Below are 25,380 nucleotides of genomic sequence, written 5' to 3'. Positions count from 1 at the left end.
TTCGGTGGTGGGCACGCCGCGATCCGCGCGACGGGACAGGAGGCATGCATGGGCATCGATGACTTCGTGAACAAGGCGAAGGACGCGCTCGACAACGAGCAGGGCGAGCAGCACAGCGACCAGGGCATCCAGGCCGCCGGCGACGGCTTCGACCGGCTCTCGGGCGGGCGCTTCGCCGAGCACACCGACGGCGTGCAGGAGCACGCCGACGGCTTCCTCGGCCACTCCGACGCAGACGCTGCCGGAGCGCAGCCGCAGCACGACGAGCCGCGCCAGTAGCGCGGGAGCACCGAGGGGCGGGGAGCGATCCCCGCCCCTCCGCCGTGCGTGGGAGGATGGCGGCGCGGCCGGCCGCAGCCGCGGAACGACGCGGCAGAAGGCGCGACACGCCCGGGTTGCACGGACATCCTGATCCGTGCGAGAATCGACAGGTTGCAAACGCGGCGTCTCACGCCGCTCACTGCCCTGGCAGTGCACAGGACGATCACGATCCTGGGCCGCGGGCAGCCGACAAGAACTTCGCCGAAGCCGAGCGCGGCATGACCGTGCTCAGCGGCGGTGCGCGCCCTCCGGGGCATTGACAGAAGAACAGCGGTGCACTGACAGGTGTGTTGCGAGCAGTCCGAGCGGCTGCGTCGACAGGAAAGAGAGTCAGCCATGGCGGGACAGAAGATCCGCATCCGACTGAAGTCGTACGACCACGAGGTCATCGACTCGTCGGCGCGCAAGATCGTCGACACCGTGACCCGAGCGGGCGCGACGGTGGTGGGCCCTGTGCCGCTGCCGACGGAGAAGAACGTGGTCGTGGTGATCCGTTCTCCTCACAAGTACAAGGACAGCCGCGAGCACTTCGAGAAGCGCACGCACAAGCGACTCATCGACATCATCGATCCGACGCCCAAGGCCGTCGACTCGCTCATGCGCCTCGACCTGCCCGCTGACGTCAACATCGAGATCAAGCTCTAAGGAACGCCATGTCGAAGATCACGACGACTCGCGGCCTGCTCGGCAAGAAGCTCGGGATGACCCAGGTGTGGGATGAGCAGAACAAGCTCGTCCCCGTCACGGTGCTCGAGATCACGCCGAACGTGGTCACGCAGATCCGCACGCACGAGAAGGACGGCTACGCGGCCATCCAGATCGCTGCCGGCCAGGTCGACCCGCGCAAGGTCAACAAGCCCGCCGCCGGCCACTTCGACGCCGCCGGCGTCACCCCCCGCCGCCACCTCGCAGAGGTGCGCACCGACAACGCCGGCGAGTACGAGCTCGGCCAGGAGCTGGCCGTCGACCTGTTCGCCGCAGGCCAGAAGGTCGACGTCGTCGGCACCTCCAAGGGCAAGGGCTTCGCCGGTGTCATGAAGCGCCACAACTTCGCCGGCGTCTCCGCCTCGCACGGTGCCCACCGCAACCACCGCAAGCCGGGCTCCATCGGTGCCTCGTCCACGCCCAGCCGCGTCTTCCGCGGCATGCGCATGGCCGGCCGCATGGGTGGCGAGCGCGTGTCGGTGCTGAACCTCACGGTCCACTCGATCGACGTCGAGCAGGGCCTCATGCTCGTCAAGGGCGCCGTCCCCGGTGCCCGCGGCCGACTCGTCTTCGTCCGCAACGCTGTGAAGGGAGCCTGAGCATGACCGCACAGGTCGCCATCGTCGACGCGAAGGGCAAGCAGGCAGGCTCGGTCGAGCTGCCCGCCAGCATCTTCGACGTCCAGACGAACGTTCCGCTGATCCACCAGGTCGTGGTCGCGCAGCTCGCTGCCGCACGCCAGGGCACGCACTCGACCAAGGGTCGCGGCGAGGTCTCCGGCGCCGGCCGCAAGCCCTTCAAGCAGAAGGGCACCGGCCGCGCGCGCCAGGGCTCGATCCGCGCGCCCCAGATGACCGGCGGTGGCATCGTCCACGGCCCGACGCCGCGCGACTACTCGCAGCGCACCCCCAAGAAGATGATCGCCGCGGCCCTGCTGGGCTCGCTGTCCGACCGCGCTCGCGGCGGCCGCCTGCACGTCGTCGAGACCTTCGGCTCCGCCGAGGCCCCGAAGACGCGCGCAGCCGTCGAGATGCTCGCCGCGCTCGGCGTCGTCAAGAACGTGCTCATCGTGCTCGACCGCTCCGAGGAGACCGCGTTCCTCTCGGTGCGCAACCTCACCGAGGTGCACGTCCTGTCGTGGGACCAGCTCAACGCCTACGACGTGCTCGTGAGCGACGACATCGTCTTCTCGAAGACCGCCTACGAGGCGTTCGTCGCCGCGAAGACGAAGGGCGAGGCCGTCGTGGCCGCCGCTCCCGTCGAGCAGCCGGCGACGGCCGACGAGGCCGCCCCTGCCGCTGAGGCAGAGGTCGCCGAGGGCGACTTCGGCGCCGACTCGGCCGCACCGCTGGCCGACGGCTCCGCCCCCGAGGGCTTCCCGATCAAGGGCAACGCGAACTCGATGAAGTTCCACCGCCCCGAGGGTCGCTGGTTCGAGCAGACCGAGGCCGAGGTGTGGTTCCGCACTGCCGAGGCCGCTGAGGCCGCTGGCTTCGTCGAGGCCGGCAAGGGCTCGAAGGCCGCTGCGGCAGACAAGGACGAGAACTGATGAGCGGTTACAACAAGGACCCTCGCGACATCATCATCCGCCCGATCGTGTCCGAGAAGAGCTACGCGCTCATCGACATGGGCAGCTACACCTTCGAGGTCGACCCGCGCGCCTCGAAGACCGAGATCAAGCTCGCGATCGAGAAGATCTTCGGCGTCAAGGTGGAGCGCGTCAACACCCTCAACCGCGTCGGCAAGACGCGCCGCACCCGCTTCGGCATCGGCAAGCGCAAGGACACCAAGCGCGCGATCGTGAAGCTGAAGTCCGGCTCGATCGACATCTTCACGGCTGTCGGCTGAGGACGGAAGGAACAAGCACATGGCAATCCGCAAGTACAAGCCGACGACCCCCGGTCGTCGCGGCTCCTCCGTCGCAGACTTCGCTGAGATCACCCGGTCGACGCCCGAGAAGTCGCTGCTGCGCCCGCTCCCCAAGACGGGTGGCCGCAACAACGCCGGTCGCATCACGACCCGCCACATCGGCGGCGGCCACAAGCGCCAGTACCGCGTCATCGACTTCCGTCGCAACGACAAGGACGGCGTCAACGCCCGCGTCGCGCACATCGAGTACGACCCCAACCGCACGGCGCGCATCGCGCTGCTGCACTTCGAGGACGGCACGAAGCGCTACATCCTGGCCCCCAACAAGCTCGGCCAGGGCGACATCGTCGAGTCGGGCGCCGGCGCCGACATCAAGCCCGGCAACAACCTGCCGCTGCGCAACATCCCGACGGGAACGGTCGTCCACGCGATCGAGCTCCGTCCGGGCGGCGGCGCCAAGCTGGCCCGCTCGGCCGGCGCATCGGTCCGCCTCGTCGCCAAGGACGGCCCCTACGCGCAGCTCCGCCTGCCGTCGGGCGAGATCCGCAACGTCGACGCGCGCTGCCGCGCCACGATCGGCGAGGTCGGCAACGCCGAGCAGTCGAACATCAACTGGGGCAAGGCCGGCCGCAAGCGCTGGCTCGGCGTCCGTCCGACCGTCCGCGGTGTCGCGATGAACCCGGTCGACCACCCGCACGGTGGTGGCGAGGGCAAGACGAGCGGTGGCCGCCACCCCGTCAGCCCGTGGGGTCAGGCCGAGGGCCGCACCCGCCGGCCGAACAAGCCGAGCGACAAGCTCATCGTCCGCCGCCGCCCGACCGGCAAGAAGAAGCGCTAGTAGGAGAGTCCGATGCCCCGCAGCCTCAAGAAGGGTCCGTTCGTCGACGACCACCTCCTCACCAAGGTGGTTCGCCAGAACGAGGCCGGCAGCAAGAACGTCATCAAGACGTGGTCGCGCCGCTCGATGATCGTCCCGGCCATGCTCGGCCACACGATCGCCGTGCACGACGGCCGCAAGCACATCCCGGTCTTCGTCACCGAGACGATGGTCGGCCACAAGCTGGGCGAGTTCGCGCCCACCCGCACCTTCCGCGGTCACGTGAAGGACGACAAGAAGGGTCGTCGCCGCTAAGCGCGGCGACGGAAGGAGAAGGCAATGGTTGAGTCGATCGCTCGCGTTCGTCACATCCGCGTGACCCCTCAGAAGGCCCGCCGCGTCGTCGACATGATCCGCGGCAAGCAGGCCGAGGAGGCCCTCGCGATCCTGAAGTTCGCCCCGCAGGGCGCCTCGGAGCCGGTCTACAAGCTCGTCGCCTCGGCGATGGCGAACGCCCGGGTCAAGGCCGACGCGACGAACGAGTTCCTCGACGACGCCGACCTGTACGTGTCGCGCGCATTCGTCGACGAGGGCACCACGCTCAAGCGGTTCCAGCCGCGTGCACAGGGTCGCGCGTTCCGCATCAACAAGCGGACGAGCCACATCACCGTCGTGCTCGCGACGCCGACCACGGAGGACGAGAAGTAATGGGACAGAAGGTCAACCCGTACGGCTTCCGCCTCGGCATCACCACCGACCACGTGTCGCGCTGGTTCGCCGAGTCGACCAAGCCGGGGCAGCGCTACGCCGACTACGTGGCCGAGGACGTGCGCATCCGCAGGATGCTCGCGACGAGCCTCGACCGCGCCGGCGTCGCCCGCATCGAGATCGAGCGCACCCGCGACCGCGTCCGCGTCGACATCCACACCGCCCGTCCGGGCATCGTGATCGGTCGCCGCGGCGCCGAGGCCGAGCGCATCCGCGCCGACCTCGAGAAGCTCACCGGCAAGCAGATCCAGCTGAACATCCTCGAGGTCAAGAACCCCGAGGCCTCGGCTCAGCTCGTCGCGCAGGGCATCGCCGAGCAGCTCAGCGCCCGCGTGGCATTCCGCCGCGCGATGCGCAAGGGCCTGCAGTCGGCGCAGCGCGCCGGTGCCAAGGGCGTCAAGATCAAGGTCTCGGGCCGCCTCGGCGGTGCCGAGATGAGCCGCAGCGAGTCGTACCGCGAGGGACGTGTGCCCCTGCACACGCTCCGGTCGAACATCGACTACGGCTTCTACGAGGCCCGCACCACCTTCGGCCGCATCGGCGTGAAGGTCTGGATCTACAACGGTGAGCTCACCAACCGCGAGCTGGCTCGCGAGCAGGCGAACCAGAAGCCGCAGCGCGAGCGTCGGGGCCCCCGCCGCGACGCGCCGGCAGCAGCAGGAGTCGAGGCGTAATCATGCTCATTCCCCGTCGAGTCAAGCACCGCAAGCAGCACCACCCGAAGCGCCGCGGTCAGGCCACCGGTGGCACGAAGGTCAGCTTCGGCGAGTTCGGCATCCAGGCGCTCACGCCTGCGTATGTCACGAACCGCCAGATCGAGGCCGCTCGTATCGCCATGACGCGCCACATCAAGCGCGGCGGCAAGGTGTGGATCAACATCTACCCCGACCGTCCGCTCACGAAGAAGCCCGCCGAGACCCGCATGGGCTCCGGCAAGGGCTCGCCCGAGTGGTGGGTCGCGAACGTCAAGCCGGGCCGCGTCCTGTTCGAGGTCGCCGGCGTCAACGAGGAGCTCGCACGCGAGGCGATGATGCGAGCCATTCACAAGCTGCCGCTCAAGGCACGCATCATCAAGCGCGAGGAGGCTGACGCATAATGGCGATCGGTTCCAAGGAGCTCCTGCCCGCCGAGCTCGCCAGCATGGACGACGAGCGTCTCGTCGTCGAGCTGAAGCGGGCCAAGGAGGAGCTGTTCAACCTGCGGTTCCAGTCGGCCACCGGCCAGCTGGACTCGCACGGCCGCCTGCGCGCCGTCAAGCGCGACATCGCGCGGCTGTACACCGTGATCCGCGAGCGCGAGCTCGGCATCAGCGCCTCCCCGGCGCCGGTCGAGAAGGCTGCGGACAAGAAGAAGTCGAAGAAGGCCGACGAGGCCGCGAAGGCCACTGAGGCCCAGGCTTCTGAGGACCAGAAGGCTGAGGACAACTGATGGCTACCACTGAGCAGCCCAAGGACGAGACCGTCCAGCGCGGCTACCGCAAGTCGCGCATCGGCTACGTCGTCTCCGACAAGATGGAGAAGACGGTCGTCGTCGAGGTCGAGGACCGCGTCAAGCACCCCCTCTACGGCAAGGTCCTGCGCAAGTCCTCGAAGGTCAAGGCGCACGACGAGCAGAACGCCGCCGGCATCGGCGACCGCGTCCTGATCGCAGAGACCCGCCCGACGAGCGCCACCAAGCGCTGGCGCCTCGTCGAGATCCTCGAGAAGGCCAAGTAGGCCTCGGCCTCGAAGGAGATCCAGACATGATCCAGCAGGAATCCCGCGTCAAGGTCGCCGACAACACCGGCGCCAAGCAGCTCCTGACCATCCGCGTCCTCGGCGGCTCCGGCCGTCGGTACGCGGGCCTCGGCGACACCATCGTCGCCACGGTCAAGGACGCCATCCCCGGCGGTGCCGTCAAGAAGGGCGATGTGGTCAAGGCCGTCATCGTCCGCACCGTGAAGTCCACCCGCCGTCCCGACGGCTCGTACATCAAGTTCGACGAGAACGCAGCGGTCATCCTGAAGAACGACGGAGACCCCCGCGGCACGCGCATCTTCGGCCCCGTCGGTCGCGAGCTCCGCGACAAGCGCTTCATGAAGATCGTCTCGCTCGCACCGGAGGTGATCTGACCCATGGCCAGCATCAAGAAGGGCGACCTCGTGCAGGTCATCGCCGGCGCGCGCGAGTCGCGCGGCGGCGACCGGGGGAAGACCGGTCGCGTGATCGAGGTCCTGCCCGAGCAGAACCGCGTGATCGTCGAGGGCGTCAACCTCGTCACCAAGCACATCAAGGTCGGCCAGACCAACCGCGGCACCCGCACGGGCGGCATCGAGACCCACGAGGCCCCGATCCACGTGTCGAACGTCGCGCTGATCGACCCCGAGACCAAGAAGCCCACCCGCGTCCGCCGCGAGGTCAAGACCGTCGAGAAGAACGGCGTCACGACCACGACGAAGGTCCGCGTCGCGAGCAAGTCGGGCAAGGAGATCAAGAGCAATGACTGACACCGCTGTGCGCCTGCCCCGGCTCAAGCAGCAGTACCGCGAGACGATCGTGCCGCAGCTCCGCGAGGACTTCGGCTACGGCAACGTCATGCAGGTGCCGGGCCTGACCAAGATCGTCGTCAACACGGGCGTCGGCGAGGCCGCGCGCGACTCGAAGGTGATCGAGGGCGCGATCCGCGACCTCACGCAGATCACCGGCCAGAAGCCGATGGTGACCGCCGCACGCAAGTCGATCGCGCAGTTCAAGCTGCGCGACGGCATGCCGATCGGTGCGCACGTGACGCTCCGCGGCGACCGCATGTGGGAGTTCCTCGACCGTCTGCTGACGCTCGCGCTGCCCCGCATCCGCGACTTCCGCGGCCTGAGCCCGAAGCAGTTCGACGGCAACGGCAACTACACGTTCGGCCTCCAGGAGCAGTCCGTGTTCCACGAGATCGACCAGGACAAGATCGACCGCGTCCGCGGGTTCGACATCACCGTCGTCACGACGGCGAAGTCGGACGACGAGGGTCGCGCGCTGCTCAAGGCGCTCGGCTTCCCCTTCCAGTCCTGACCCCATCGGCGCCGCCGGCGCCGAGCAGCTTCAAGGTCGCTGTCCGCGGAACGGGCAGCGAAACCAGAACGGAGAACCACCCATGACGATGACCGATCCGGTCGCCGACATGCTGACGCGTCTGCGCAACGCCAACACGGCGATGCACGACGAGGTCACGCTGCCGTCGTCGACCCTGAAGGCGAGCATCGCCGAGATCCTCGAGCGCGAGGGCTTCATCTCGGCCTGGAAGGTCGAGGACGCACGCGTCGGCAAGACGCTGACCCTCAGCCTGAAGTACGGCCCGAACCGCGAGCGCGCGATCGTCGGCCTCAAGCGCGTGTCGAAGCCCGGCCTCCGGGTGTACGCACGCTCGGCCGAGATCCCTCAGGTCCACGGCGGCCTCGGCGTCGCCATCCTGTCCACGAGCTCGGGCCTCCTCACGGACCGTGAGGCCGAGCAGAAGGGCGTCGGCGGGGAAGTCCTCGCCTACGTGTGGTGAGCTGACATGTCACGAATCGGACGTCTTCCCATCGACATCCCCTCGGGTGTCGACATCACGGTGCACGGCGACGTCGTCACCGTCAAGGGCCCCAAGGGCGAGCTCCAGGTCCCGATCGCCAAGCCGATCCAGGTCGAGGTGGCCGACGGCCAGATCCAGGTCACGCGCCCGGACGACGAGCGCGAGTCGCGCTCGCTGCACGGCCTGACCCGCACGCTGATCGCCAACGACATCCTCGGCGTCACGGAGGGCTACTCCAAGTCGCTCGAGGTCGTCGGCACCGGCTACCGCGTGGCGGCGAAGGGCACGGGCATCGAGTTCGCGCTCGGCTACTCGCACCCGATCAGCGTCGAGCCGCCCGCCGGCATCACGTTCACGGTCGAGGGCAACAACAAGGTCACCGTCAGCGGCATCTCGAAGCAGGCCGTCGGCGAGGTGGCCGCGAACCTCCGCAAGCTGCGCAAGCCGGAGCCCTACAAGGGCAAGGGCGTCCGCTACGCGGGCGAGCAGATCCGCCGCAAGGCTGGAAAGGCTGGTAAGTGATGGGCATCGGTACCCGAGGCAAGAGCAAGTCGGCTGCCCGCGGTCGTCGCCACGCACGCCTCCGCAAGAAGATCGTCGGCACCGCGTCGGTGCCGCGCCTGGTCGTCACCCGCTCGGCACGCCACGTGTTCGTGCAGGTCGTCGACGACTCGAAGGGCGTCACCGTGGCGTCCGCATCCACGATGGAGGCTGACCTCCGCGGCTTCGACGGCGACAAGACCGCCAAGGCGAAGCGCGTCGGCGAGCTCGTCGCGGAGCGCGCCAAGGCGGCCGGCATCGAGTCGGTCGTGTTCGACCGCGGCGGCAACCGCTACGCCGGTCGCGTCGCCGCGATCGCCGACGGCGCACGAGAGGCAGGGCTGGGACTGTGAGCGAAGAGAACAAGGACACGCAGGTGACGGACACCACGCAGCAGGCTGCGCCCGCTGAGGCCGGCCAGGGCGGCGACCACCGCGACGAGCCTCGCGAGCAGCGCCGCGGCAGCCGCGACCGCGGCACGCGCGGCGAGCGCGGGCGTCGTGACGACCGCGGCACGGAGAACCAGTTCCTCGAGCGCGTCGTGACGATCAACCGCGTCTCGAAGGTCGTCAAGGGCGGCCGCCGCTTCAGCTTCACGGCGCTCGTCGTCGTGGGCGACGGCGACGGCATGGTCGGCGTCGGCTACGGCAAGGCCCGCGAGGTCCCCACGGCCATCTCGAAGGGCGTCGAGGAGGCGAAGAAGAACTTCTTCCGCGTCCCCCGCATCGCCAAGACGATCCCGCACCCGGTGCAGGGCGAGGCCGCTGCCGGCGTCGTGCTGCTCCGTCCCGCTGCCGCCGGTACCGGTGTCATCGCGGGCGGCCCCGTGCGCGCCGTCCTCGAGTGCGCCGGCATCCACGACGTCCTGAGCAAGTCGCTCGGCTCGTCGAACTCCATCAACATCGTCCACGCGACGGTGGCGGCGCTGCGCCAGCTCGAGGAGCCCCGCGCAGTGGCCGCCCGTCGTGGCCTCGATGTCGACCGCGTCGTGCCGGAGCGCCTGCTCCGCGCCGAGGCGGAGCACACCAAGCACGAGGCTGAGATCGCGAAGGCGGCATCCAAGTGAGCAAGCTGAAGATCACGCAGATCAAGTCCGTGATCAGCGAGAAGCAGTACCAGCGCGAGACGCTGCGCTCGCTGGGCCTCAAGCGCATCGGCCAGTCGGTCGAGCGCGAGGACAACGAGCAGAACCGCGGTTACGTCAACACGGTCCGGCACCTCGTCAAGGTCGAGGAGATCCAGAATGACTGAGAAGAACGAGTCGGCCGAGCTGCCGTCGCTCAAGGTGCACCACCTCCGGCCCGCGCCGGGCGCGAAGACCGCCCGCACGCGCGTCGGTCGCGGTGAGGCGTCGAAGGGCAAGACGGCCGGTCGAGGCACGAAGGGCACGAAGGCCCGCTACTCGGTGCGTCCCGGCTTCGAGGGCGGCCAGCTGAACAGCGTCATGCGCGCTCCGAAGCTGCGCGGCTTCAAGAACCCGTTCCGCACGGAGTACCAGGTCGTCAACGTCGGCCAGCTGCAGGCGCTGTTCCCGAACGGGGGCGACGTCACCGTCGCCGACCTGGTCGCCAAGGGCGCCGTCCGCAAGAACGAGCTCGTCAAGGTGCTCGCCGGCGGCGAGCTGACGGTCGCGCTGACCGTCGCCGTCGACAAGGTCTCGGCAGCTGCTGAGCAGAAGATCGTGGCCGCAGGCGGCTCGGTCAAGTAAGTAGGCTGAGGGGCGGTCCGTGCGCGGGCCGCCCCACTTGCCATTCTCGGAAGGCTGCACGTGTTCAGTGCCATCGCACGCATCTTCAGGACGCGCGACCTGCGTCGGAAGATCCTCTTCACGCTCGCCATCGTGGCGGTGTTCCGGCTCGGGTCGTTCATCCCCGCGCCGTTCGTCGACTACGGCAACGTGCAGGAGTGCATCGCAGCGAACCAGACGGCCACCGGGCTCTACCAGCTGGTGAACCTGTTCTCCGGCGGCGCCCTGCTGCAGCTGAGCATCTTCGCGCTGGGCATCATGCCCTACATCACCGCGGCGATCATCGTGCAGCTGCTCCGCGTGGTGATCCCGCACTTCGAGGCGCTCTACAAGGAGGGCCAGTCGGGGCAGGCGAAGCTCACGCAGTACACGCGCTACCTCACGATCGCGCTCGGCGTGCTGCAGTCGACGACCCTCATCACCGTCGCGCGCTCCGGCGCGCTGTTCTCGGCCACCGGCGGCCCCGCGCTGCCCCAGTGCCAGAACCTGCTGACGAACGACTCGTGGTGGGCCATCTCGCTCATGATCCTCACCATGACGGCGGGCACCGGCCTCATCATGTGGCTCGGCGAGCTCATCACCGAGCGCGGCGTCGGCAACGGCATGTCGCTCCTCATCTTCACGTCGATCGCCGCGACGTTCCCCGGCGCCCTCGGCATCATCCTCGAGACGCAGGGCTTCAACACCTTCGTCATGGTGCTGCTCGTCGGCGTGCTCATCATGGGCCTCGTGGTCTTCGTCGAGCAGTCCCAGCGGCGCATCCCCGTCCAGTACGCGAAGCGCATGGTCGGCAGGCGGATGTACGGCGGCCAGTCCACCTACATCCCGATCAAGGTGAACATGGCCGGCGTCGTGCCCGTCATCTTCGCCTCGTCGCTGCTGTACCTGCCCGCGCTCGTCGCGCAGTTCAACATGCCCGCCGACGGCTCCGCGCCGGCCGACTGGGTGCTGTGGGTGCAGGCCAACTTCACGACCGGCGACCACCCGCTCTACATGCTGGTGTTCTTCCTGCTGATCGTCGGCTTCACCTACTTCTACGTCGCCATCACCTTCAACCCGGAGGACGTGGCCGACAACATGAAGAAGTACGGCGGCTTCATCCCGGGCATCCGCGCGGGACGGCCGACCGCCGAGTACCTCGACTACGTGCTCACCCGCATCACGTTCCCCGGATCGATCTACCTGGGTCTGATCGCGCTCATCCCGCTGATCGCGCTCGCCACGGTCGGCGCCAACCAGAACTTCCCGTTCGGCGGCGCCTCGATCCTCATCATCGTCGGCGTCGGCCTCGAGACGGTCCGCCAGATCGACGCGCAGCTGCAGCAGCGCCACTACGAAGGGCTCATCCGCTAGATGCCGAACCTCCTCATCGTCGGCCCGCCCGGTGCGGGCAAGGGCACGCAGGCTGCCAGGATCGCGACCGCGCTCGGCGTGCCCGCGGTGTCGACCGGAGACATCTTCCGGCAGAACATCAAGGAGCAGACCGAGCTCGGCCAGCGCGTGACGGCGATCCTCGACGCGGGGGACTACGTGCCCGACGAGCTCACGAACGAGCTCGTCGACGACCGGCTCGCGCAGGACGACGCCGCCGAGGGCTACCTGCTCGACGGCTACCCGCGCACGGCGGGGCAGGTCGAGTTCCTCGACGGCGTGAACCTGCGCCGCGGCGAGCAGCTCGACGCGGTGATCCGGCTCGTCGCCGACACCGAGGAGGTCGTCCGACGCCTGCTCGCGCGCGCCGAGCAGCAGGGCCGCAGCGACGACACCGAGGCGGTCATCCGCCGCCGGCTCGAGGTCTACGAGCGCGAGACCGCGCCGCTGATCGCGATCTTCGGCGACCGCGACCTCGTGGTGGAGGTCGACGGCATCGGCGCCGTCGACGAGGTGACCGACCGCATCCTCGCCGGCCTGGCCGAGCGCGGCATCCGCGCCTGATGCGCGGGCGCGGGCCCTACAAGTCGCGGCGCGAGCTCGCCGGGATGCGCGAGCCGGGCCGCATCACCGCGCTCGCCCTCGAGGCGGTGGAGGCGGCGATCGCCCCGGGCGTCACGACGCTCGAGCTCGACGCGATCGCCGAGCGCGTGATCCGCGAGCACGGCGCGGTGCCGAACTTCCAGCTCGAGCCCGGCTACGAGCACACGCTCTGCGTCAACGTCAACGACGTCGTCGTGCACGGCATCCCCGACGACGCACCGCTGCAGCCGGGCGACCTCATCACCGTCGACTGCGGCGCGACGATCGGCGGCTTCCACGGCGACGCCGCCATCTCGGTCGTCGTGCCCGGCGGCGACCCCGAGACCGCGGCTGCGCGGCAGCGGCTCAGCGACGTCACGCGGGGCGCGCTCTGGGCTGGCGTCGCCGCGCTCGCCGGCGCCAAGCAGCTCGGCGAGGTAGGCATCGCGATCGAGGAGCACATCGAGGCGCACAGCGACTACGGCATCAGCGAGGACTACATCGGCCACGGCATCGGCGCGAGCATGCACGAGGACCCGCCGGTGTTCAACTACCGCACCCGCGTCATGGGGCCAGCCGTGAAGCCGGGCCTGTGCGTGGCGATCGAGCCCATCATCCACGCCGGCAGCATCGAGACCACGGTCGACGACGACGGCTGGAGCGTGCGCAGCGCCGACGGCGCCGACGCGTGCCAGTGGGAGCACTCCGTCGCGGTCCATTCGGGTGGCATCTGGGTGCTCACGGCGCTCGACGGCGGCGCCGCGGGCCTCGCCCCGTTCGGCATCGAGCCGACCCCGATCCCCGACCGCTGAGGCTGCCCGCCCGCTCCCGGGAGCCGGTGGTAGCGTGACTGCACCCGGGCCGGTCGCGGCCCCGTCGCGGAGGAGCAGCATGGCCGAGCGCACCGTCACCGTCGAGTCGTCGCACGGGCTGCACGCCCGGCCCGCCTCCCTCTTCGCGCAGGCCGCAGGGCGCGCATCCTCGCCCGTCACGGTCGCGAAGGGCGACAAGCAGGTGAACGCCGCGAGCATCCTGTCGGTGATCTCGCTCGGCGTGAACAAGGGCGACACCGTCACGATCACGACCGACGACGAGACGGCGCTCGACGAGCTCGAGCAGCTGCTCGCCACCGACCACGACGCCTGATCCCCTTCACAGCACGGAGTCGACGATGACCACCACCGCACCCGCCGGACAGAGGGGCGGGGCGCGCGTCGCCGTCCAGAGGTTCGGCACCTTCCTGTCCGGCATGATCATGCCGAACATCCCGGCGCTCATCGCCTGGGGCATCCTGACCGCGCTCTTCATCCCGGTCGGGCCCCTCCCGAACGAGAGCCTCGCGAGCATCGTCGGCCCGACGATCCACTACCTGCTGCCCATCCTCATCGCCGGCACCGGCGGCCGGATGGTCTACGGCACGCGCGGCGCGGTGGTCGGTGCCTTCGCGGTCATGGGCGCGATCGCCGGCTCCGACTGGCTCATCGCCCAGTTCAACGCCGCGCAGCCCGAGGGCAGCGGCGAGCTCGGCCAGGTGCACATGTTCATCGGCGCGATGATCCTCGGCCCGCTCTCGGCCTGGGTCATGCAGCAGCTCGACAAGCTGTGGGACGGCAAGGTCAAGGCCGGCTTCGAGATGCTCGTCAACATGTTCTCGGCCGGCATCGTCGCGTTCGTGATGGGCCTCGTCGGCTTCTACGTCGTCGCGCCGGTCGTGAACTGGATCATGTCGGTCGTCGGCGGCGCCGTCGGCTGGCTCGTCGAGACGGGCCTGCTGCCGATCGCCTCGCTGCTCATCGAGCCGGCGAAGGTCTTCTTCCTCAACAACGCCATCAACCACGGCGTGCTCACGCCGCTCGGCACCACCGAGGTGGCCGCCGACGGCAGCTCGATCCTCTTCCTGCTCGAGGCCAACCCCGGACCGGGCCTCGGCCTGCTGCTGGCGTTCTCGGTCTTCGGCGTCGGCGCCGCGCGCGCCACCGCTCCCGGTGCCGCCATCATCCAGTTCCTGGGCGGCATCCACGAGGTCTACTTCCCCTACGCGCTCATGAAGCCGATCCTCATCGCCGCGCTCGTGCTCGGCGGCGCCTCGGGCGTCGCGACGAACATGCTGCTCGGCACGGGGCTCGCCGGTCCCGCGGCGCCCGGCAGCATCTTCGCCGTCGGCGCGCAGGCGCTGCTCGTCGGGGGCGGCAACCTCGTCGGCGTGCTGCTGTCGGTCGTGATCGCGGCCGCGGTGACCTTCGCCGTCGCCGCCGTCATCCTGCGCGCGAGCCGCAAGCGCGACCTCGAGCGCGAGGCCGCCGGCGACGACGCGCTCGGCGCCGCGGTCGCGCAGACGCAGGCCAACAAGGGCAAGCCGTCCGAGGCGCTGTCGGGCCTCACGGCCGCGGGCGCGGCGGGCGCCGCGACCGCCACCGCGACCGACCGCACCGCACCCTCGGACGCGCACGAGCCCATCCACCGCATCGTCTTCGCCTGCGACGCGGGCATGGGGTCGAGCGCGATGGGCGCGAGCGTGCTGCGCAGCAAGTTCAAGAAGGCGGGCCTCGAGGACGTCGACGTGAAGAACGTCGCGATCGCCAACCTCGACGGCGGCGAGGACCTCATCATCACGCACCAGGACCTCACCGCCCGCGCGCAGCAGCGCAACCCGCGCGCGACGCACGTGTCGGTCGAGAACTTCATGAACAGCCCGAAGTACGACGACGTCGTCAGGCTCGTCGCCGAAGCCAACGCCACCGACTGAGGAGTCCCATGCCCGTCCTGTCCGTCGACCAGATCACCACCAGCCCTCGCGCCACCACGAAGGACGAGGCGATCCAGGAGGCGGCCGACATGCTCGTCGCCGCCGGGGCCGTCACGCCCGACTACGCCGAGGCGATGCGCGAGCGCGAGCGGAGCGTCTCGACGTACATGGGCAACCTGCTGGCCATCCCGCACGGCACGAACGAGTCGAAGGACGCGATCCTCGACTCCGCGCTGTCGGTGGCCCGCTACGAGACGCCGCTCGACTGGGACGGCAACCCCGTGCGGTTCGTCGTCGGCATCGCCGGCAAGGACGGCGGGCACCTCGAGATCCTGTCGAAGATCGCGGTGGTGTTCGCCGACGAGGACGAGGTGGCCAAGCTCGAGGCGGCGCCCGACGCGGCGGCGATCCTCGAGCTGCTCGGCGACGTCAACGAGTGATGCGCGCCGTCCACTTCGGGGCCGGCAACATCGGCCGCGGCTTCGTCGGGCTGATCCTGCACCGCGCCGGCTACGAGGTGGCGTTCGTCGACGTCAACGCGGAGCTCATCGCGATGCTCCAGGCGGCGGATGCGTACCAGGTGCGCGAGGTCGGGCCCGAGGCGCGCGTGCACACGGTCACGGGCTTCACCGGCATCGACTCGAGGGCCGACCCCGACGCGGCCGCGCGGGCGGTCGCCGAGGCCGACGTCGTCACGTGCGCGGTCGGGCCGAACGCGATGCGCTTCATCGCGCCGGTGATCCGCGCGGGGCTCGCGCTCCGCTCCGGCGCCCCGGTGACGGTGATGGCGTGCGAGAACGCGATCGGCGCCTCCGACACGCTCCGCGAGCACGTGCTCGAGGGCGCGCCCGAGCTCGCAGACCGCGCGGTCTTCGCGAACACGGCCGTCGATCGCATCATCCCGCCGCAGGACCCGCACGGGCTCGACGTGGTCGTCGAGGACTTCTTCGAGTGGTCGATCGACCGGCGGCCGTTCGCGGGCCGCGAGCCGAGCATCCCCGACGCCCACTTCGTCGACGACCTGGCGCCCTTCATCGAGCGCAAGCTCTTCACCGTCAACACCGGGCACGCGACCACCGCCTACGCGGGGTGGATGCGCGGCATCCCGACCATCGCCGAGGCGCTCGAGCACCCCGAGATCCGGCACGCGGTCGAGGCGGCGCTCGCCGACACGTCGCGGCTGCTGGTCGCGAGGTTCGGCTTCGACGCCGCGCAGCACGGCGCGTACGTCGAGCGCGCGCTCGCGCGGTTCGAGAACCCGGCGCTGCCCGACACGTGCGAGCGCATCGGCCGGCAGCCGCTGCGCAAGCTCTCGCGCCACGAGCGGTTCGTGGAGCCCGCGGCGCAGCTGCTCGAGCGGGGCGAGCCGGCCGACGCGCTCGTCGCGGCGATCGGCACGGCGCTGCGCTTCGACGCGCCCGGCGACGAGGAGGCGGTCGAGCTGCAGCGGCTGCTCGCCGAGCTCGAGCCGGCGGCCCTCGTCGCGCAGGTGATGGGCATCGAGGCGGGGCACCCGCTCGCGCCGCAGCTCGTGGCCGCGGTCGCCGAGGCGCAGGCGCGCTGAGGGGCGCCGGCCGGCTCGCCTCGGCCGGTCGCGCTGACCGGTCGCCCTGCCCGGTCGCCCTGGCCGGGCGCTCCGGGCCGCCGCTAGCGTGAGGCCATGAGCCTCGTCGCGCTGCTGCGCCGGTACCCGCTCGTGTCGGCGACGCTCGTCGTCGCCGCCGCGGGCGGCCTGCTCGCGCTCACGCCCGCGGCGTGGCTCGTGCCGTGGGTCGTCGGCGGCTGGGCGGCCGCGATGGCGGCGCGCGCTGCTGTCGGCATGGTGCGCGACCTGCTCGCCGGGCACGCCGGCATCGACCTGCTCGCGATCGTGGCCGTCACCGCGACCGTGCTCGTGGGGGAGCACTGGGCCGCGCTCATCGTCGTGCTCATGCTCACCGGCGGCGAGGCGCTCGAGGACTACGCCGCCCACCGGGCGCGCGCCGACCTGTCGCGGCTGCTCGAGCGCGCCCCGTCGCGGGCGCACATCGAGCGCGAGGGGCGGCTCGACACCGTCGACGTCGGCGAGGTCGCGATCGGCGACGTGCTGGTCGTGAAGCCGAACGAGATCGTGCCGGTCGACGCGGTGCTGCTCGACGTGCCGGCCGAGCTCGACCTGTCGTCGCTCACGGGGGAGTCGCTGCCGGTCGAGGTGGCGGTCGGCGGCGCGGTGCCCTCCGGCGCCGTGAACGGCGCGGCGGCGGTGCGGATGCGCGCCGAGCGCGCCGCCGTCGACAGCCAGTACCAGGCCATCGTGCGGCTCGTCGAGCAGGCGAGCGAGCAGAAGGCGCGCACGGTGCGGCTCGCCGACCGCTACGCGGTGCCCTTCACCGTCGGCGCGCTCGCGATCGCCGGCGCCGCCTGGTGGCTCTCGGGCGACGCCACGCGCTTCGCGGAGGTGCTCGTCGTCGCCACCCCGTGCCCGCTGCTCATCGCGGCACCGGTGGCGTTCATGGCCGGCATGAGCCGCGCCGCCCGCGCGGGCGTGGTCGTGAAGGGCGGCGACGTGCTCGAGCGGCTCGCGCGCGCGCAGACGTTCGTCTTCGACAAGACCGGCACGCTGACCGGCGGCGAGCCGCAGCTCGAGGAGGTGCGCGCCGCCGACCCGTCGCGCACGCTGTCGCTCGCGGCGGCCGCGGAGCGCTACTCGACGCACGCGCTCTCGGGGGCCGTGCTGCGCGCGGCCGAGGCCCGCGCGCTCGCGGTGCCCGACGCATCCGACGCCCGGGAGACGGCGACGAACGGCGTCGAGGCGACGGTCGCGGGGCAGCACGTCGTCGTGGGCAAGCGGGCCTACGTCGAGCGGTTCGCGGGCGCCGTGCCCGAGCAGCGGCTCGAGCCCGGGCAGGTCGCCGTGTACGTGGCGATCGGCGGCGAGGACGGCGGGGCGCTCGTGCTGCGCGACCGGCTGCGGCCGGAGGCGGCCGCGACCGTGGCGGCGCTGCGCGCGGGCGGCGCCGAGCTGCTCATGCTCACCGGCGACGCGCGCGCGACCGCCGAGCACGTCGGGCGCGAGGTCGGCATCGACCGCGTGCAGGCCGACTGCCTGCCCGCCGACAAGGTCGAGGCGGTGCGCGGCGCGACCCGGCGCCCGGTGGTGATGGTCGGCGACGGCATCAACGACGCGCCCGTGCTGGCGGTCGCCGACGTGGGCATCGCGATGGGCGCGCGGGGCGCGACGGCGGCGAGCGACTCGGCGGATGCGGTCGTGCTCGTCGAGGACGTCGGCGCGGTCGAGCGCGTGGCCCGCATCGCGCGCGACACGGTGCGCATCGCGCTCCAGAGCATCTGGCTCGGCATCGCGATCTCGGTCGGGCTGATGGCGGTCGCGGCGCTCGGGCACCTGCCGGCGATCGCGGGCGCGTGGCTGCAGGAGCTCGTCGACCTCATCGCGATCCTCGGGGCGCTGCGCGCCCTCGGGCCGCGCCGTGAGCGGCACCCGGGGCCGGCGGTCGAGCGCCCGGGCGCTCCGGCGGCGAGGTCTGTGAGGATGGAGCCGTGACGATCGGGACGGGGCCGCGATGCTGACGGCAGGGCCGGGATGCTGACGCGCGGCGCGCGCCGCCAGGGGCGCTCGAGCGCGAACCCCCGGCAGCGGCTGCTGCACGGCTGGGACTGGGCGGACGCGGCCATCGAGCTCGAGGAGATCGCGCCCGGCAGCCGCGTGCTCGCGTCGGCGGGCGCGGGCGAGCTCGTCGCGGCGCTCGCGGACGCCGGGCACCGGGTGACCGCGATCGGCGCCAACCGCGAGCAGACCGACTACGCGCGGCGCAGGGTCGCGGGCGGCGCGTTCGAGCCCGGGTCGGCGGAGCGGCTCATGGACGTGGGGCGCGGCATGGTGCGCGCCGCGAGCCCCGCGTGGAGCCGTCGCCGCGTGCGCGCGTTCCTGCAGGAGACCGACCCGATGCGCGCCGAGGCGCACTGGAAGGAGCGGCTCGACAACCGCACGCTCGCCTCGATCCTGAAGACGATGCTCGGCCCGGCCGGGGCGCTGTCGGCCCTCGTGCTGCGCGACTTCGCCACGCCCATCCCACCCCACTTCGACGAGGCGATCCGCGGCCGCATCGCTCGCGCGCTGCGCAAGCACGCGCCCGCCGGCAACCCCTTCGCGTGGCGGCTGCTGCTGGGGGAGGAGCTGCCCGGGCACCGCGCGCCGGCCGTCGACCCGGCGTCGGTCGCGTGGACCGCCGAGCCTGTGCTCGACCACCTCGAGCGGATCGCCCCGGGCACGTACGACGCCATCTCGCTCTCGAACGTCATCGACGGCGCGAACGAGCGGTGGGTGCGCGACCTCCGGAAGGCGGCGCTGCGCGCGGTCGTGCCGGGCGGACCCGTCATCGCGCGCACCTTCGCGACCACGATGGACGACGAGGCGGCGAAGCGGGCGCGGCGCGACCGCTCGATGCTGTGGGGCGCGATCGTCGTGCAACGCGCTGGAGCGTGAGGCGCGGCGACACGCCCGGCTTGCGCGAGCGGGCACTTCCCGCGTAGAGTCGACCGTTGGTGTCATGCGCGCTCTGCGCGTGCCACTCGCACGACCGGCAACCAGTATTGAAGAGGCTATGGCCAAGAAAGACGGCGTCATCGAGATCGAAGGCTCGGTGAACGAGGCGCTCCCCAACGCGATGTTCCGCGTGGAGCTCTCGAACGGGCACATCGTGCTCGCACACATCTCCGGCAAGATGCGGCAGAACTACATCCGCATCCTGCAGGGCGATCGGGTGATCGTGGAGCTCAGCCCCTACGACCTCACCCGCGGGCGCATCGTCTACCGCTACAAGTAACCGGCTGCCGGGCAAGGAACGGCTCGCGCGACCGCGCGAGCACGAGGCCAGCGAGGAAACGAACACATGAAGGTCAACCCCAGCGTCAAGAAGATCTGCGACAAGTGCAAGGTGATCCGCCGGCACGGTCGCGTGATGGTCATCTGCGACAACCCGCGCCACAAGCAGCGCCAGGGCTGAGCCCCGGCTCGCTCGCTGAGCGGCACGCACAACTGAACACGATCCTGCAGCGGTAAGAGCTCTCTTCGAGAGGGACACCTTGGGGGGAGGCCCAGGCACCTCCGCTGCACCACACCTCCCATACTCCTTAGGAGACACACGATGGCACGCATCGCAGGTGTCGACATCCCGCGCGAGAAGCGCGTGGAGATCGCACTGACGTACATCTTCGGCGTCGGCCGCACCCGGTCGGTCGCAACGCTCGAGGCCCTCGGCATCGACCGCAGCATCCGCGTCAAGGACCTGACCGACGAGCAGCTGGTCGCTCTGCGCGACCACATCGAGGGCACGTTCAAGGTGGAGGGCGACCTGCGCCGCGAGGTGGCAGCAGACATCCGCCGCAAGGTCGAGATCGGCTCGTACGAGGGCATCCGCCACCGTCGCGGCCTCCCCGTGCGCGGTCAGCGCACCAAGACGAACGCGCGCACCCGCAAGGGCAAGAAGCAGACGGTCGCCGGCAAGAAGAAGGCCGGCCGCTAGGCCGCTCGGAGGGTAGAGGAACATGGCAGCTCCCAAGTCCGCGGTTCGCAAGCCGCGCAAGAAGGACAAGAAGAACATCGCGGTGGGCCAGGCCCACATCAAGTCGACGTTCAACAACACGATCGTCTCGATCACCGACATCACCGGCGCCGTCGTCACGCAGGCCTCGGGTGGCGCTGTCGGCATGAAGGGCTCGCGCAAGTCGACGCCCTACGCCGCGCAGCTCGCCGCCGAGTCGGCCGCGCGCCAGGCGCAGGACCACGGCATGAAGAAGGTCGACGTCTTCGTCAAGGGCGCGGGCTCCGGCCGCGAGACGGCCATCCGCTCGCTCCAGGCCGCAGGCCTCGAGATCGGCGCGATCCACGACGTGACGCCGCAGGCGCACAACGGCGTTCGCCCGCCGAAGCCGCGCCGCAACTAGTCGCTCCTGCCGGGCAGGCGAATCACGCCTGCCCGGCATTCCGCCGTCACTGAACACGCGAGTCATATAGCGGACTCGCGACCGAAAGGAACCGACACGTGCTGATCGCCCAGCGCCCCACTGTCACCGAGGAGTCCATCGCCGAGCACCGCTCGCGATTCACGATCGAGCCGCTCGAGCCCGGCTTCGGCTACACCCTCGGCAACTCCCTCCGCCGCACCCTGCTGTCGTCCATCCCGGGCGCCGCCGTCACGAGCATCCGCCTCGACGGCGTGCTGCACGAGTTCTCGACGATCGCCGGTGTCAAGGAGGACGTCACCGAGATGATCCTCAACATCAAGCAGCTCGTGGTCTCGTCGGAGCACGACGAGCCCGTGGTCGCCTACCTCTCGCGCCAGGGCGCGGGCACGGTGACGGCCGCCGACATCACGGCTCCGGCCGGTGTCGAGATCCACAACCCCGAGCTCGTGCTCGCGACGCTGAACGACTCGGCGAAGCTGCAGCTCGAGCTGACGATCGAGCGCGGCCGCGGCTACGTCTCGGCGGCGCAGAACCGCGACGAGTTCGCCGAAGCCGGGGTCATCCCGATCGACTCGATCTACTCGCCCGTGCTCAAGGTCACCTACCGCGTCGAGGCGACGCGTGCCGGTGAGCGCACCGACTTCGACTCGCTCGTCGTCGACGTCGAGTCGAAGCCGGCCATCACGCCGCGCGACGCGATCGCATCGGCCGGCCGCACGCTCGTCGAGCTCTTCGGCCTGACGCGCGACCTGAACGCCGAGGCCGAGGGCATCGAGATCGGCCAGGCGCCGGCGGAGGCCATCGGCTCCGGCGAGCTCGCCACGCCGATCGAGGAGCTCGACCTGTCGGTCCGCTCGTACAACTGCCTCAAGCGCGAGGGCATCAACACGGTGTCCGAGCTCGTGGCGCTGAGCGAGACGCAGCTGATGAACATCCGCAACTTCGGCCAGAAGTCGGTCGATGAGGTCAAGGACAAGCTCGTCGAGCTCGGCCTGTCGCTCAAGGACGCCGTGCCCGGCTTCGACGGCGCGCACTTCTACAGCGGTTACGACGAGGACGCTCGCTGAACGCGGGCCGACTGAAGAACTAGAGGGATACGAACCATGCCCAAGCCCACCAAGGGTCCCCGCCTCGGAGGCGGCCCGGCGCACGAGCGCCTGCTGCTCGCGAACCTCGCGGCCGCGCTGTTCACGCACAAGTCGATCAAGACGACCGAGACGAAGGCCAAGCGCCTGCGTCCGATCGCCGAGCGGCTCATCACGTTCGCGAAGCGCGGCGACCTGCACGCGCGCCGTCGCGTGCTCGCCGTGATCGGCGACAAGGGCGTCGTGCACGAGCTCTTCACCGAGATCGCTCCGCTCGTCGCCGAGCGCGAGGGCGGCTACACCCGCATCACGAAGCTCGGCTTCCGCAAGGGCGACAACGCCCCCATGGCGCAGATCGAGCTCGTGCTCGAGCCGGTCTCGAAGAAGCCGTCGAAGTCGAAGGCCGCCGCTGCCGCGTCGACCGCCGCCGCCGACCAGGAGGCCGCGGAGGCCAAGGCCGACGAGGCCGACGAGGCTGAGGTCGACCCGACGGAGGCCGCCGAGGCCGACGCCGCCGCGGCCGACGTCGAGGCGCCCGAGTCGGGCGACGAGGCTGTCGAGGCCGAGCCCAAGGGCGACGACGCCAAGTAGTCCGTCCGCTCGAGAGGGGGTCCCGCATGCGCGGGGCCCCCTCTCGTCATGCGGCGCCGCGGCCGCGGCTCAGCGGCGCTGCGCGGCCGCGATCTCGGTCGCCGCGAGCACGAGGCCGAGGTGCGAGAACGCCTGCGGGAAGTTGCCCCAGTGGTGGCCGGTGGCCGGGTCGATCTCCTCGGCGAGCAGGCCCACGTCGTTGCGGAGCGCCACGAGGCGGTCCATGAGCGCCGTGGCGTCGTCGAGGCGCCCGCACTGGGCGTAGGCGATCACGAGCCAGAAGCCGCACAGCACGAACGGGTGCTCGTCGCCGGCGAGGCCGTCGAGGCCCGTCGTGCGGTAGCGCAGCGGCAGCCCGTCGACGAGCAGCTCCTGCTCGATGCGCGCGACGGTGCCGAGGAACCGGGGGTCGTCGGCGTCGACGATCCCGATCGTCGGCAGCTGCAGCAGCGAGGCGTCGACGTCGCTCGTGCCGTAGTGCTGGCGGAACGAGCCGGTCGTCTCGTCGAAGCCCTCCGTGAGCACCTCCTCGCGCAGCGCATCCCGCAGCGCGATCCAGCGCGTCGGGTCGCCGTCGCATCCCTCCTCCTCCACGGCCCGCACGCCGCAGTCGAATGCGGCCCACATCATGGCGCGCGAGTGCGTGAAGCGCTGGGGCTGGCCGCGCATCTCCCACAGCCCGTGGTCGGGGCGCTCCCAGTGCGTCGCGAGCTCGTCGAGCAGCGCCCGCTGCAGGTGCCACGAGTCGTGGGTGTCGTCGAGCCCGATCGCGCGGAGCCGCTGGAGCGTGAGCATCACCTGGCCGAGCACGTCGTGCTGGCGCTGGTCGGCGGCGCCGTTGCCGATGCGCACGGGCGCCGCGCCGCCGTAGCCCGGCAGGTGCGGCAGCTCGCGCTCGAGCAGATCGCGGCCGCCGTCGCGCCGGTACATGATGCGCATGTCCTCCGGGTCGCCGGCGATCGCACGCAGCAGCCAGTCGCGCCAGAGCTCCACCCTGCCGGTGAGCCGCACCGCGAGCATCGCGTCGACGGTGAGGGATGCGTCGCGCAGCCACGTGAAGCGGTAGTCCCAGTTGCGCTCGCCGCCGGGGTCCTCCGGCAGCGAGGTGGTGGGCGCGGCGAGGATGCCACCGGTCGTCTGGTCGGTGAGCGCCCGGAGCACGAGCACGCTCGTCTGCACGGCCTCGAGGTAGGGGCCCTCGTAGTCGAGCTCGGCGAGCCACTCGGCCGACTCGGCGACCGTCGTCTCGAGCACCTCGGGCTCGCCGACAGGCGCCCCGATCGGCAGCCAGGAGTGCTGCCAGCACAGGTCGAGCACGAAGCGGTCGCCCTCGCGCACGGTGAAGGTCGCGCGGTGCGCGTGCTCGTGCGCCCGCGGCAGCGGGGCGCCGCGCAGCACGAGCCGGTCGGGGCCGGCGACGGCGACGAGCACCTCCTCGCCGCGGTCGTGCTCGCGCCGGAACCAGGGCGGCACGGCGCCGTAGCCGAAGCGCACGACGAGCTCCTGCTCGAGCTCGACCTCGCCCGCGACCCCCTCGATCACGCGCACGACGTCGGCCCGGTCGTCGCCGGTGGGCATCGCATCCGTCACCCGCACCGTGCCCGTCGCCGTCTCGTGCGTCGTCTCGAGCACGAGGCTGCCCGGCAGGTAGCGGCGCGTGGAGGTCGCCTCGCCCGCAGGGCCGATGCGCCAGTGCCCGTGCTCGCGATCGCCGAGGATCGCCGCGAAGCACGCGTGGGAGTCGAAGTGGGGCAGGCAGAGCCAGTCGATCGCGCCGTCGCGGCCGACGAGCGCCGCCGTGCTCCGGTCGCCGATCATGGCGTAGTCCTCGATGGGCTGGGGCATGCGGCGAGGCTATCGAGCGCGCCTCCGCGTCCCGTCCACGCGGCTCCTGCATAGGCTTGCCGCATGCCCCGCATCCGCCTCGACCTCGCGTACGACGGCGGCGGCTTCGCGGGCTGGGCGGCGCAGCCGGGGCTGCGCACCTGCCAGGGCGAGCTCGAGCGGGCACTCGCGACCGTGGCGCGCGAGCCGGTGCGGGTGACGGTCGCCGGGCGCACGGATGCTGGGGTGCACGCGAGCGGGCAGGTCGCGCACGCCGACGTGCCGGCCGCGCTCGCGCCCGCGACCCCCGATGAGGGAGAGCGGCTCGCGCTGCGGCTCTCGCGGCTCGCGTCGCGCGAGGGCGACCTCGTGGTGCGGGGCGCGTCGCTCGCGCCCGCCGGCTTCGACGCGCGCTTCTCGGCGGTCTCGCGCTCGTACCGCTACCGGATCGTGACGGGGCCGGCCGACCCGCTCGAACGTCGCACGGCCGCCCACGTGCCGCAGCCGCTCGACGCCGACGCGATGGCGCGCTGCGCCGAGGCGCTCGTGGGGCTGCGCGACTTCGCCGCCTTCTGCCGCCCGCGCGAGGGCGCGACGACGATCCGCGAGCTGCGCGAGTTCACGTGGCGGCGCGACGGGCAGCTGCTGACCGCGTCGCTCACGGCCGACGCGTTCTGCCACTCGATGGTGCGGGCGCTCGTCGCCGCGTGCGTGCGGGTGGGCGAGGGCCGGCTCGGGCTCGCGCAGGCCGAGGCGCTGCTGCAGGAGCGCCGCCGCTCGGCGCTCACGGGCCTCATGCCCGCGCGCGGCCTCACGCTCGTCGCGGTCGGCTACCCGCCCGACGCCGAGCTCGCGGCGCAGGCCGATCGTGCGAGGGCGCGGCGGAGCGAGGCCGACCTCGACGACTGAG

General features: G+C 71.1%; 38 protein-coding genes. 37 read left to right on the top strand and 1 reads right to left on the bottom strand.

Annotation, left to right across the window (positions count from 1 at the left end; genetic code table 11):
* The first annotated feature begins 48 nt into the window (after window positions 1–48).
* The 36 genes from AC1RNL_RS01260 to rplQ all read left to right on the top strand — a co-directional run bounded on the left by AC1RNL_RS01260 (window position 49) and on the right by rplQ (window position 22,646).
* The gene (locus AC1RNL_RS01260; RefSeq protein WP_492934200.1) at window positions 49–279 is read left to right on the top strand and encodes an antitoxin; all 231 of its coding nucleotides are present in this window, start codon (window positions 49–51) and stop codon (window positions 277–279) included.
* A 378-nt stretch (window positions 280–657) separates the two neighbouring features.
* Complete coding sequence (rpsJ, locus tag AC1RNL_RS01255; protein WP_021010896.1) at window positions 658–966, top strand: 30S ribosomal protein S10; 309 nt, start codon at window positions 658–660, stop codon at window positions 964–966.
* A gap of 8 nt (window positions 967–974) precedes the next feature.
* Window positions 975–1,625, top strand: coding sequence for a 50S ribosomal protein L3 (gene rplC, locus AC1RNL_RS01250; protein ID WP_128189854.1), 651 nt, complete (start codon window positions 975–977; stop codon window positions 1,623–1,625).
* Window positions 1,626–1,627: 2 nt separating this feature from the next.
* Window positions 1,628–2,575, top strand: a complete 948-nt coding sequence (gene rplD / locus AC1RNL_RS01245; RefSeq protein ID WP_128189855.1) for a 50S ribosomal protein L4, sunset domain variant — start codon at window positions 1,628–1,630, stop codon at window positions 2,573–2,575.
* Window positions 2,575–2,874, top strand: coding sequence for a 50S ribosomal protein L23 (gene rplW, locus AC1RNL_RS01240; protein WP_128189856.1), 300 nt, complete (start codon window positions 2,575–2,577; stop codon window positions 2,872–2,874). Before rplD ends, rplW begins: the two co-directional genes overlap by 1 nt.
* A gap of 19 nt (window positions 2,875–2,893) precedes the next feature.
* Window positions 2,894–3,733, top strand: a complete 840-nt coding sequence (gene rplB / locus AC1RNL_RS01235; RefSeq protein ID WP_128189857.1) for a 50S ribosomal protein L2 — start codon at window positions 2,894–2,896, stop codon at window positions 3,731–3,733.
* 12 nt (window positions 3,734–3,745) lie between these two features.
* Window positions 3,746–4,027, top strand: coding sequence for a 30S ribosomal protein S19 (gene rpsS, locus AC1RNL_RS01230; protein WP_021010891.1), 282 nt, complete (start codon window positions 3,746–3,748; stop codon window positions 4,025–4,027).
* Window positions 4,028–4,051: 24 nt separating this feature from the next.
* Window positions 4,052–4,420 carry a 50S ribosomal protein L22 gene (gene rplV, locus AC1RNL_RS01225; RefSeq protein WP_123697049.1) on the top strand — a complete coding sequence of 123 codons (369 nt, stop codon included), beginning with the start codon at window positions 4,052–4,054 and terminating at the stop codon, window positions 4,418–4,420.
* On the top strand, window positions 4,420–5,154 hold the full coding sequence (rpsC, locus tag AC1RNL_RS01220; protein ID WP_128189858.1) for a 30S ribosomal protein S3: 735 nt from the start codon (window positions 4,420–4,422) through the stop codon (window positions 5,152–5,154). Before rplV ends, rpsC begins: the two co-directional genes overlap by 1 nt.
* Window positions 5,155–5,156: 2 nt before the next feature.
* Window positions 5,157–5,576, top strand: coding sequence for a 50S ribosomal protein L16 (gene rplP, locus AC1RNL_RS01215; RefSeq protein ID WP_128189859.1), 420 nt, complete (start codon window positions 5,157–5,159; stop codon window positions 5,574–5,576).
* A complete protein-coding gene (gene rpmC, locus AC1RNL_RS01210; RefSeq protein WP_246990344.1) occupies window positions 5,576–5,908 on the top strand; it encodes a 50S ribosomal protein L29 in 333 nt (110 codons plus the stop codon). The genes rplP and rpmC overlap by 1 nt, the downstream gene beginning before the upstream one ends.
* The gene (gene rpsQ, locus AC1RNL_RS01205) at window positions 5,908–6,195 is read left to right on the top strand and encodes a 30S ribosomal protein S17 (protein ID WP_128189861.1); all 288 of its coding nucleotides are present in this window, start codon (window positions 5,908–5,910) and stop codon (window positions 6,193–6,195) included. Before rpmC ends, rpsQ begins: the two co-directional genes overlap by 1 nt.
* Before the next feature lie 26 nt (window positions 6,196–6,221).
* Entirely contained in the window at window positions 6,222–6,590 is a 369-nt protein-coding gene (gene rplN, locus AC1RNL_RS01200; protein WP_123697054.1) for a 50S ribosomal protein L14, read from the top strand.
* A gap of 3 nt (window positions 6,591–6,593) precedes the next feature.
* Window positions 6,594–6,965, top strand: coding sequence for a 50S ribosomal protein L24 (gene rplX, locus AC1RNL_RS01195; RefSeq protein WP_128189862.1), 372 nt, complete (start codon window positions 6,594–6,596; stop codon window positions 6,963–6,965).
* Window positions 6,958–7,518 carry a 50S ribosomal protein L5 gene (rplE, locus tag AC1RNL_RS01190; protein WP_128189863.1) on the top strand — a complete coding sequence of 187 codons (561 nt, stop codon included), beginning with the start codon at window positions 6,958–6,960 and terminating at the stop codon, window positions 7,516–7,518. The genes rplX and rplE overlap by 8 nt, the downstream gene beginning before the upstream one ends.
* Before the next feature lie 82 nt (window positions 7,519–7,600).
* Window positions 7,601–7,999, top strand: a complete 399-nt coding sequence (gene rpsH / locus AC1RNL_RS01185; RefSeq protein WP_128189864.1) for a 30S ribosomal protein S8 — start codon at window positions 7,601–7,603, stop codon at window positions 7,997–7,999.
* A gap of 6 nt (window positions 8,000–8,005) precedes the next feature.
* The gene (gene rplF / locus AC1RNL_RS01180; protein WP_128189865.1) at window positions 8,006–8,542 is read left to right on the top strand and encodes a 50S ribosomal protein L6; all 537 of its coding nucleotides are present in this window, start codon (window positions 8,006–8,008) and stop codon (window positions 8,540–8,542) included.
* A complete protein-coding gene (rplR, locus tag AC1RNL_RS01175) occupies window positions 8,542–8,913 on the top strand; it encodes a 50S ribosomal protein L18 (protein ID WP_128189875.1) in 372 nt (123 codons plus the stop codon). The genes rplF and rplR overlap by 1 nt, the downstream gene beginning before the upstream one ends.
* Window positions 8,910–9,626 carry a 30S ribosomal protein S5 gene (gene rpsE / locus AC1RNL_RS01170; protein WP_225792692.1) on the top strand — a complete coding sequence of 239 codons (717 nt, stop codon included), beginning with the start codon at window positions 8,910–8,912 and terminating at the stop codon, window positions 9,624–9,626. Before rplR ends, rpsE begins: the two co-directional genes overlap by 4 nt.
* Window positions 9,623–9,811 (top strand): 50S ribosomal protein L30, encoded by a 189-nt coding sequence (rpmD, locus tag AC1RNL_RS01165; protein WP_021010879.1) that lies wholly within the window; start codon window positions 9,623–9,625, stop codon window positions 9,809–9,811. The genes rpsE and rpmD overlap by 4 nt, the downstream gene beginning before the upstream one ends.
* Entirely contained in the window at window positions 9,804–10,268 is a 465-nt protein-coding gene (gene rplO / locus AC1RNL_RS01160) for a 50S ribosomal protein L15 (protein WP_128189866.1), read from the top strand. The genes rpmD and rplO overlap by 8 nt, the downstream gene beginning before the upstream one ends.
* A gap of 60 nt (window positions 10,269–10,328) precedes the next feature.
* On the top strand, window positions 10,329–11,660 hold the full coding sequence (gene secY, locus AC1RNL_RS01155) for a preprotein translocase subunit SecY (protein ID WP_128189867.1): 1,332 nt from the start codon (window positions 10,329–10,331) through the stop codon (window positions 11,658–11,660).
* Complete coding sequence (locus AC1RNL_RS01150) at window positions 11,661–12,242, top strand: adenylate kinase (RefSeq protein ID WP_128189868.1); 582 nt, start codon at window positions 11,661–11,663, stop codon at window positions 12,240–12,242.
* Window positions 12,242–13,072, top strand: a complete 831-nt coding sequence (gene map, locus AC1RNL_RS01145; protein ID WP_492934199.1) for a type I methionyl aminopeptidase — start codon at window positions 12,242–12,244, stop codon at window positions 13,070–13,072. Before AC1RNL_RS01150 ends, map begins: the two co-directional genes overlap by 1 nt.
* A 79-nt stretch (window positions 13,073–13,151) precedes the next feature.
* Complete coding sequence (locus tag AC1RNL_RS01140) at window positions 13,152–13,406, top strand: HPr family phosphocarrier protein (protein WP_492934198.1); 255 nt, start codon at window positions 13,152–13,154, stop codon at window positions 13,404–13,406.
* A 103-nt stretch (window positions 13,407–13,509) separates the two neighbouring features.
* On the top strand, window positions 13,510–15,006 hold the full coding sequence (locus AC1RNL_RS01135) for a PTS transporter subunit EIIC (RefSeq protein ID WP_492934197.1): 1,497 nt from the start codon (window positions 13,510–13,512) through the stop codon (window positions 15,004–15,006).
* A gap of 8 nt (window positions 15,007–15,014) precedes the next feature.
* Window positions 15,015–15,446: a PTS mannitol transporter subunit IIA gene (locus tag AC1RNL_RS01130; protein ID WP_128189872.1), complete on the top strand. Its 432-nt coding sequence runs from the start codon at window positions 15,015–15,017 to the stop codon at window positions 15,444–15,446.
* Complete coding sequence (locus AC1RNL_RS01125; protein WP_492934196.1) at window positions 15,446–16,570, top strand: mannitol-1-phosphate 5-dehydrogenase; 1,125 nt, start codon at window positions 15,446–15,448, stop codon at window positions 16,568–16,570. Before AC1RNL_RS01130 ends, AC1RNL_RS01125 begins: the two co-directional genes overlap by 1 nt.
* A gap of 96 nt (window positions 16,571–16,666) precedes the next feature.
* Window positions 16,667–18,547 carry a heavy metal translocating P-type ATPase gene (locus tag AC1RNL_RS01120; RefSeq protein ID WP_492934195.1) on the top strand — a complete coding sequence of 627 codons (1,881 nt, stop codon included), beginning with the start codon at window positions 16,667–16,669 and terminating at the stop codon, window positions 18,545–18,547.
* Window positions 18,548–18,586: 39 nt separating this feature from the next.
* Complete coding sequence (locus AC1RNL_RS01115) at window positions 18,587–19,489, top strand: class I SAM-dependent methyltransferase (protein WP_246990350.1); 903 nt, start codon at window positions 18,587–18,589, stop codon at window positions 19,487–19,489.
* 118 nt (window positions 19,490–19,607) lie between these two features.
* Window positions 19,608–19,829: a translation initiation factor IF-1 gene (infA, locus tag AC1RNL_RS01110; protein WP_128190174.1), complete on the top strand. Its 222-nt coding sequence runs from the start codon at window positions 19,608–19,610 to the stop codon at window positions 19,827–19,829.
* Between the two features lie 66 nt (window positions 19,830–19,895).
* A complete protein-coding gene (gene rpmJ / locus AC1RNL_RS01105) occupies window positions 19,896–20,009 on the top strand; it encodes a 50S ribosomal protein L36 (protein WP_038503151.1) in 114 nt (37 codons plus the stop codon).
* A gap of 141 nt (window positions 20,010–20,150) precedes the next feature.
* The gene (gene rpsM, locus AC1RNL_RS01100) at window positions 20,151–20,528 is read left to right on the top strand and encodes a 30S ribosomal protein S13 (RefSeq protein WP_310122149.1); all 378 of its coding nucleotides are present in this window, start codon (window positions 20,151–20,153) and stop codon (window positions 20,526–20,528) included.
* Window positions 20,529–20,550: 22 nt separating this feature from the next.
* Window positions 20,551–20,949, top strand: a complete 399-nt coding sequence (rpsK, locus tag AC1RNL_RS01095; protein WP_128190176.1) for a 30S ribosomal protein S11 — start codon at window positions 20,551–20,553, stop codon at window positions 20,947–20,949.
* Between the two features lie 98 nt (window positions 20,950–21,047).
* The gene (locus AC1RNL_RS01090) at window positions 21,048–22,037 is read left to right on the top strand and encodes a DNA-directed RNA polymerase subunit alpha (protein ID WP_128190177.1); all 990 of its coding nucleotides are present in this window, start codon (window positions 21,048–21,050) and stop codon (window positions 22,035–22,037) included.
* A gap of 36 nt (window positions 22,038–22,073) precedes the next feature.
* Entirely contained in the window at window positions 22,074–22,646 is a 573-nt protein-coding gene (gene rplQ, locus AC1RNL_RS01085) for a 50S ribosomal protein L17 (protein ID WP_492934194.1), read from the top strand.
* A 69-nt stretch (window positions 22,647–22,715) separates the two neighbouring features.
* Here rplQ and AC1RNL_RS01080 read toward each other — a convergent pair whose 3' ends face one another.
* Window positions 22,716–24,491, bottom strand: a complete 1,776-nt coding sequence (locus AC1RNL_RS01080; protein WP_492934193.1) for a glycoside hydrolase family 15 protein — start codon at window positions 24,489–24,491, stop codon at window positions 22,716–22,718.
* Between the two features lie 63 nt (window positions 24,492–24,554).
* Between AC1RNL_RS01080 and truA the strand changes: the two genes are divergently transcribed.
* The gene (gene truA, locus AC1RNL_RS01075) at window positions 24,555–25,379 is read left to right on the top strand and encodes a tRNA pseudouridine(38-40) synthase TruA (RefSeq protein WP_128190180.1); all 825 of its coding nucleotides are present in this window, start codon (window positions 24,555–24,557) and stop codon (window positions 25,377–25,379) included.
* Window position 25,380 lies beyond the last annotated feature (1 nt).

This window comes from Agrococcus sp. GW821-FHT14H11, from assembly GCF_058803545.1.
This window is presented reverse-complemented; position numbering and strand designations above follow the sequence as displayed.

Bases quoted from the DNA above. Each gene is read 5' to 3' on its own strand.
- rplD (WP_128189855.1), top strand. From the start codon at position 1,628: ATGACCGCACAGGTCGCCATCGTCGACGCGAAGGGCAAGCAGGCAGGC.
- rplV (WP_123697049.1), top strand. From the start codon at position 4,052: ATGGTTGAGTCGATCGCTCGCGTTCGTCACATCCGCGTGACCCCTCAG.
- rpmJ (WP_038503151.1), top strand. From the start codon at position 19,896: ATGAAGGTCAACCCCAGCGTCAAGAAGATCTGCGACAAGTGCAAGGTG.
- rpmC (WP_246990344.1), top strand. From the start codon at position 5,576: ATGGCGATCGGTTCCAAGGAGCTCCTGCCCGCCGAGCTCGCCAGCATG.
- AC1RNL_RS01120 (WP_492934195.1), top strand. From the start codon at position 16,667: ATGAGCCTCGTCGCGCTGCTGCGCCGGTACCCGCTCGTGTCGGCGACG.
- rplF (WP_128189865.1), top strand. From the start codon at position 8,006: ATGTCACGAATCGGACGTCTTCCCATCGACATCCCCTCGGGTGTCGAC.
- rpsJ (WP_021010896.1), top strand. From the start codon at position 658: ATGGCGGGACAGAAGATCCGCATCCGACTGAAGTCGTACGACCACGAG.
- rplQ (WP_492934194.1), top strand. From the start codon at position 22,074: ATGCCCAAGCCCACCAAGGGTCCCCGCCTCGGAGGCGGCCCGGCGCAC.
- AC1RNL_RS01140 (WP_492934198.1), top strand. From the start codon at position 13,152: ATGGCCGAGCGCACCGTCACCGTCGAGTCGTCGCACGGGCTGCACGCC.
- rplE (WP_128189863.1), top strand. From the start codon at position 6,958: ATGACTGACACCGCTGTGCGCCTGCCCCGGCTCAAGCAGCAGTACCGC.
- rplW (WP_128189856.1), top strand. From the start codon at position 2,575: ATGAGCGGTTACAACAAGGACCCTCGCGACATCATCATCCGCCCGATC.
- rpsM (WP_310122149.1), top strand. From the start codon at position 20,151: ATGGCACGCATCGCAGGTGTCGACATCCCGCGCGAGAAGCGCGTGGAG.
- rpsQ (WP_128189861.1), top strand. From the start codon at position 5,908: ATGGCTACCACTGAGCAGCCCAAGGACGAGACCGTCCAGCGCGGCTAC.
- AC1RNL_RS01135 (WP_492934197.1), top strand. From the start codon at position 13,510: ATGATCATGCCGAACATCCCGGCGCTCATCGCCTGGGGCATCCTGACC.
- AC1RNL_RS01115 (WP_246990350.1), top strand. From the start codon at position 18,587: ATGCTGACGCGCGGCGCGCGCCGCCAGGGGCGCTCGAGCGCGAACCCC.
- truA (WP_128190180.1), top strand. From the start codon at position 24,555: ATGCCCCGCATCCGCCTCGACCTCGCGTACGACGGCGGCGGCTTCGCG.
- rplR (WP_128189875.1), top strand. From the start codon at position 8,542: ATGGGCATCGGTACCCGAGGCAAGAGCAAGTCGGCTGCCCGCGGTCGT.
- map (WP_492934199.1), top strand. From the start codon at position 12,242: ATGCGCGGGCGCGGGCCCTACAAGTCGCGGCGCGAGCTCGCCGGGATG.
- rpsK (WP_128190176.1), top strand. From the start codon at position 20,551: ATGGCAGCTCCCAAGTCCGCGGTTCGCAAGCCGCGCAAGAAGGACAAG.
- AC1RNL_RS01260 (WP_492934200.1), top strand. From the start codon at position 49: ATGGGCATCGATGACTTCGTGAACAAGGCGAAGGACGCGCTCGACAAC.
- rplO (WP_128189866.1), top strand. From the start codon at position 9,804: ATGACTGAGAAGAACGAGTCGGCCGAGCTGCCGTCGCTCAAGGTGCAC.
- AC1RNL_RS01125 (WP_492934196.1), top strand. From the start codon at position 15,446: ATGCGCGCCGTCCACTTCGGGGCCGGCAACATCGGCCGCGGCTTCGTC.
- AC1RNL_RS01080 (WP_492934193.1), bottom strand. From the start codon at position 24,491: ATGCCCCAGCCCATCGAGGACTACGCCATGATCGGCGACCGGAGCACG.
- AC1RNL_RS01130 (WP_128189872.1), top strand. From the start codon at position 15,015: ATGCCCGTCCTGTCCGTCGACCAGATCACCACCAGCCCTCGCGCCACC.
- rpsH (WP_128189864.1), top strand. From the start codon at position 7,601: ATGACGATGACCGATCCGGTCGCCGACATGCTGACGCGTCTGCGCAAC.
- rplB (WP_128189857.1), top strand. From the start codon at position 2,894: ATGGCAATCCGCAAGTACAAGCCGACGACCCCCGGTCGTCGCGGCTCC.
- rpsC (WP_128189858.1), top strand. From the start codon at position 4,420: ATGGGACAGAAGGTCAACCCGTACGGCTTCCGCCTCGGCATCACCACC.
- rplX (WP_128189862.1), top strand. From the start codon at position 6,594: ATGGCCAGCATCAAGAAGGGCGACCTCGTGCAGGTCATCGCCGGCGCG.
- rplN (WP_123697054.1), top strand. From the start codon at position 6,222: ATGATCCAGCAGGAATCCCGCGTCAAGGTCGCCGACAACACCGGCGCC.
- rpsS (WP_021010891.1), top strand. From the start codon at position 3,746: ATGCCCCGCAGCCTCAAGAAGGGTCCGTTCGTCGACGACCACCTCCTC.
- rplC (WP_128189854.1), top strand. From the start codon at position 975: ATGTCGAAGATCACGACGACTCGCGGCCTGCTCGGCAAGAAGCTCGGG.
- rplP (WP_128189859.1), top strand. From the start codon at position 5,157: ATGCTCATTCCCCGTCGAGTCAAGCACCGCAAGCAGCACCACCCGAAG.
- AC1RNL_RS01150 (WP_128189868.1), top strand. From the start codon at position 11,661: ATGCCGAACCTCCTCATCGTCGGCCCGCCCGGTGCGGGCAAGGGCACG.
- infA (WP_128190174.1), top strand. From the start codon at position 19,608: ATGGCCAAGAAAGACGGCGTCATCGAGATCGAAGGCTCGGTGAACGAG.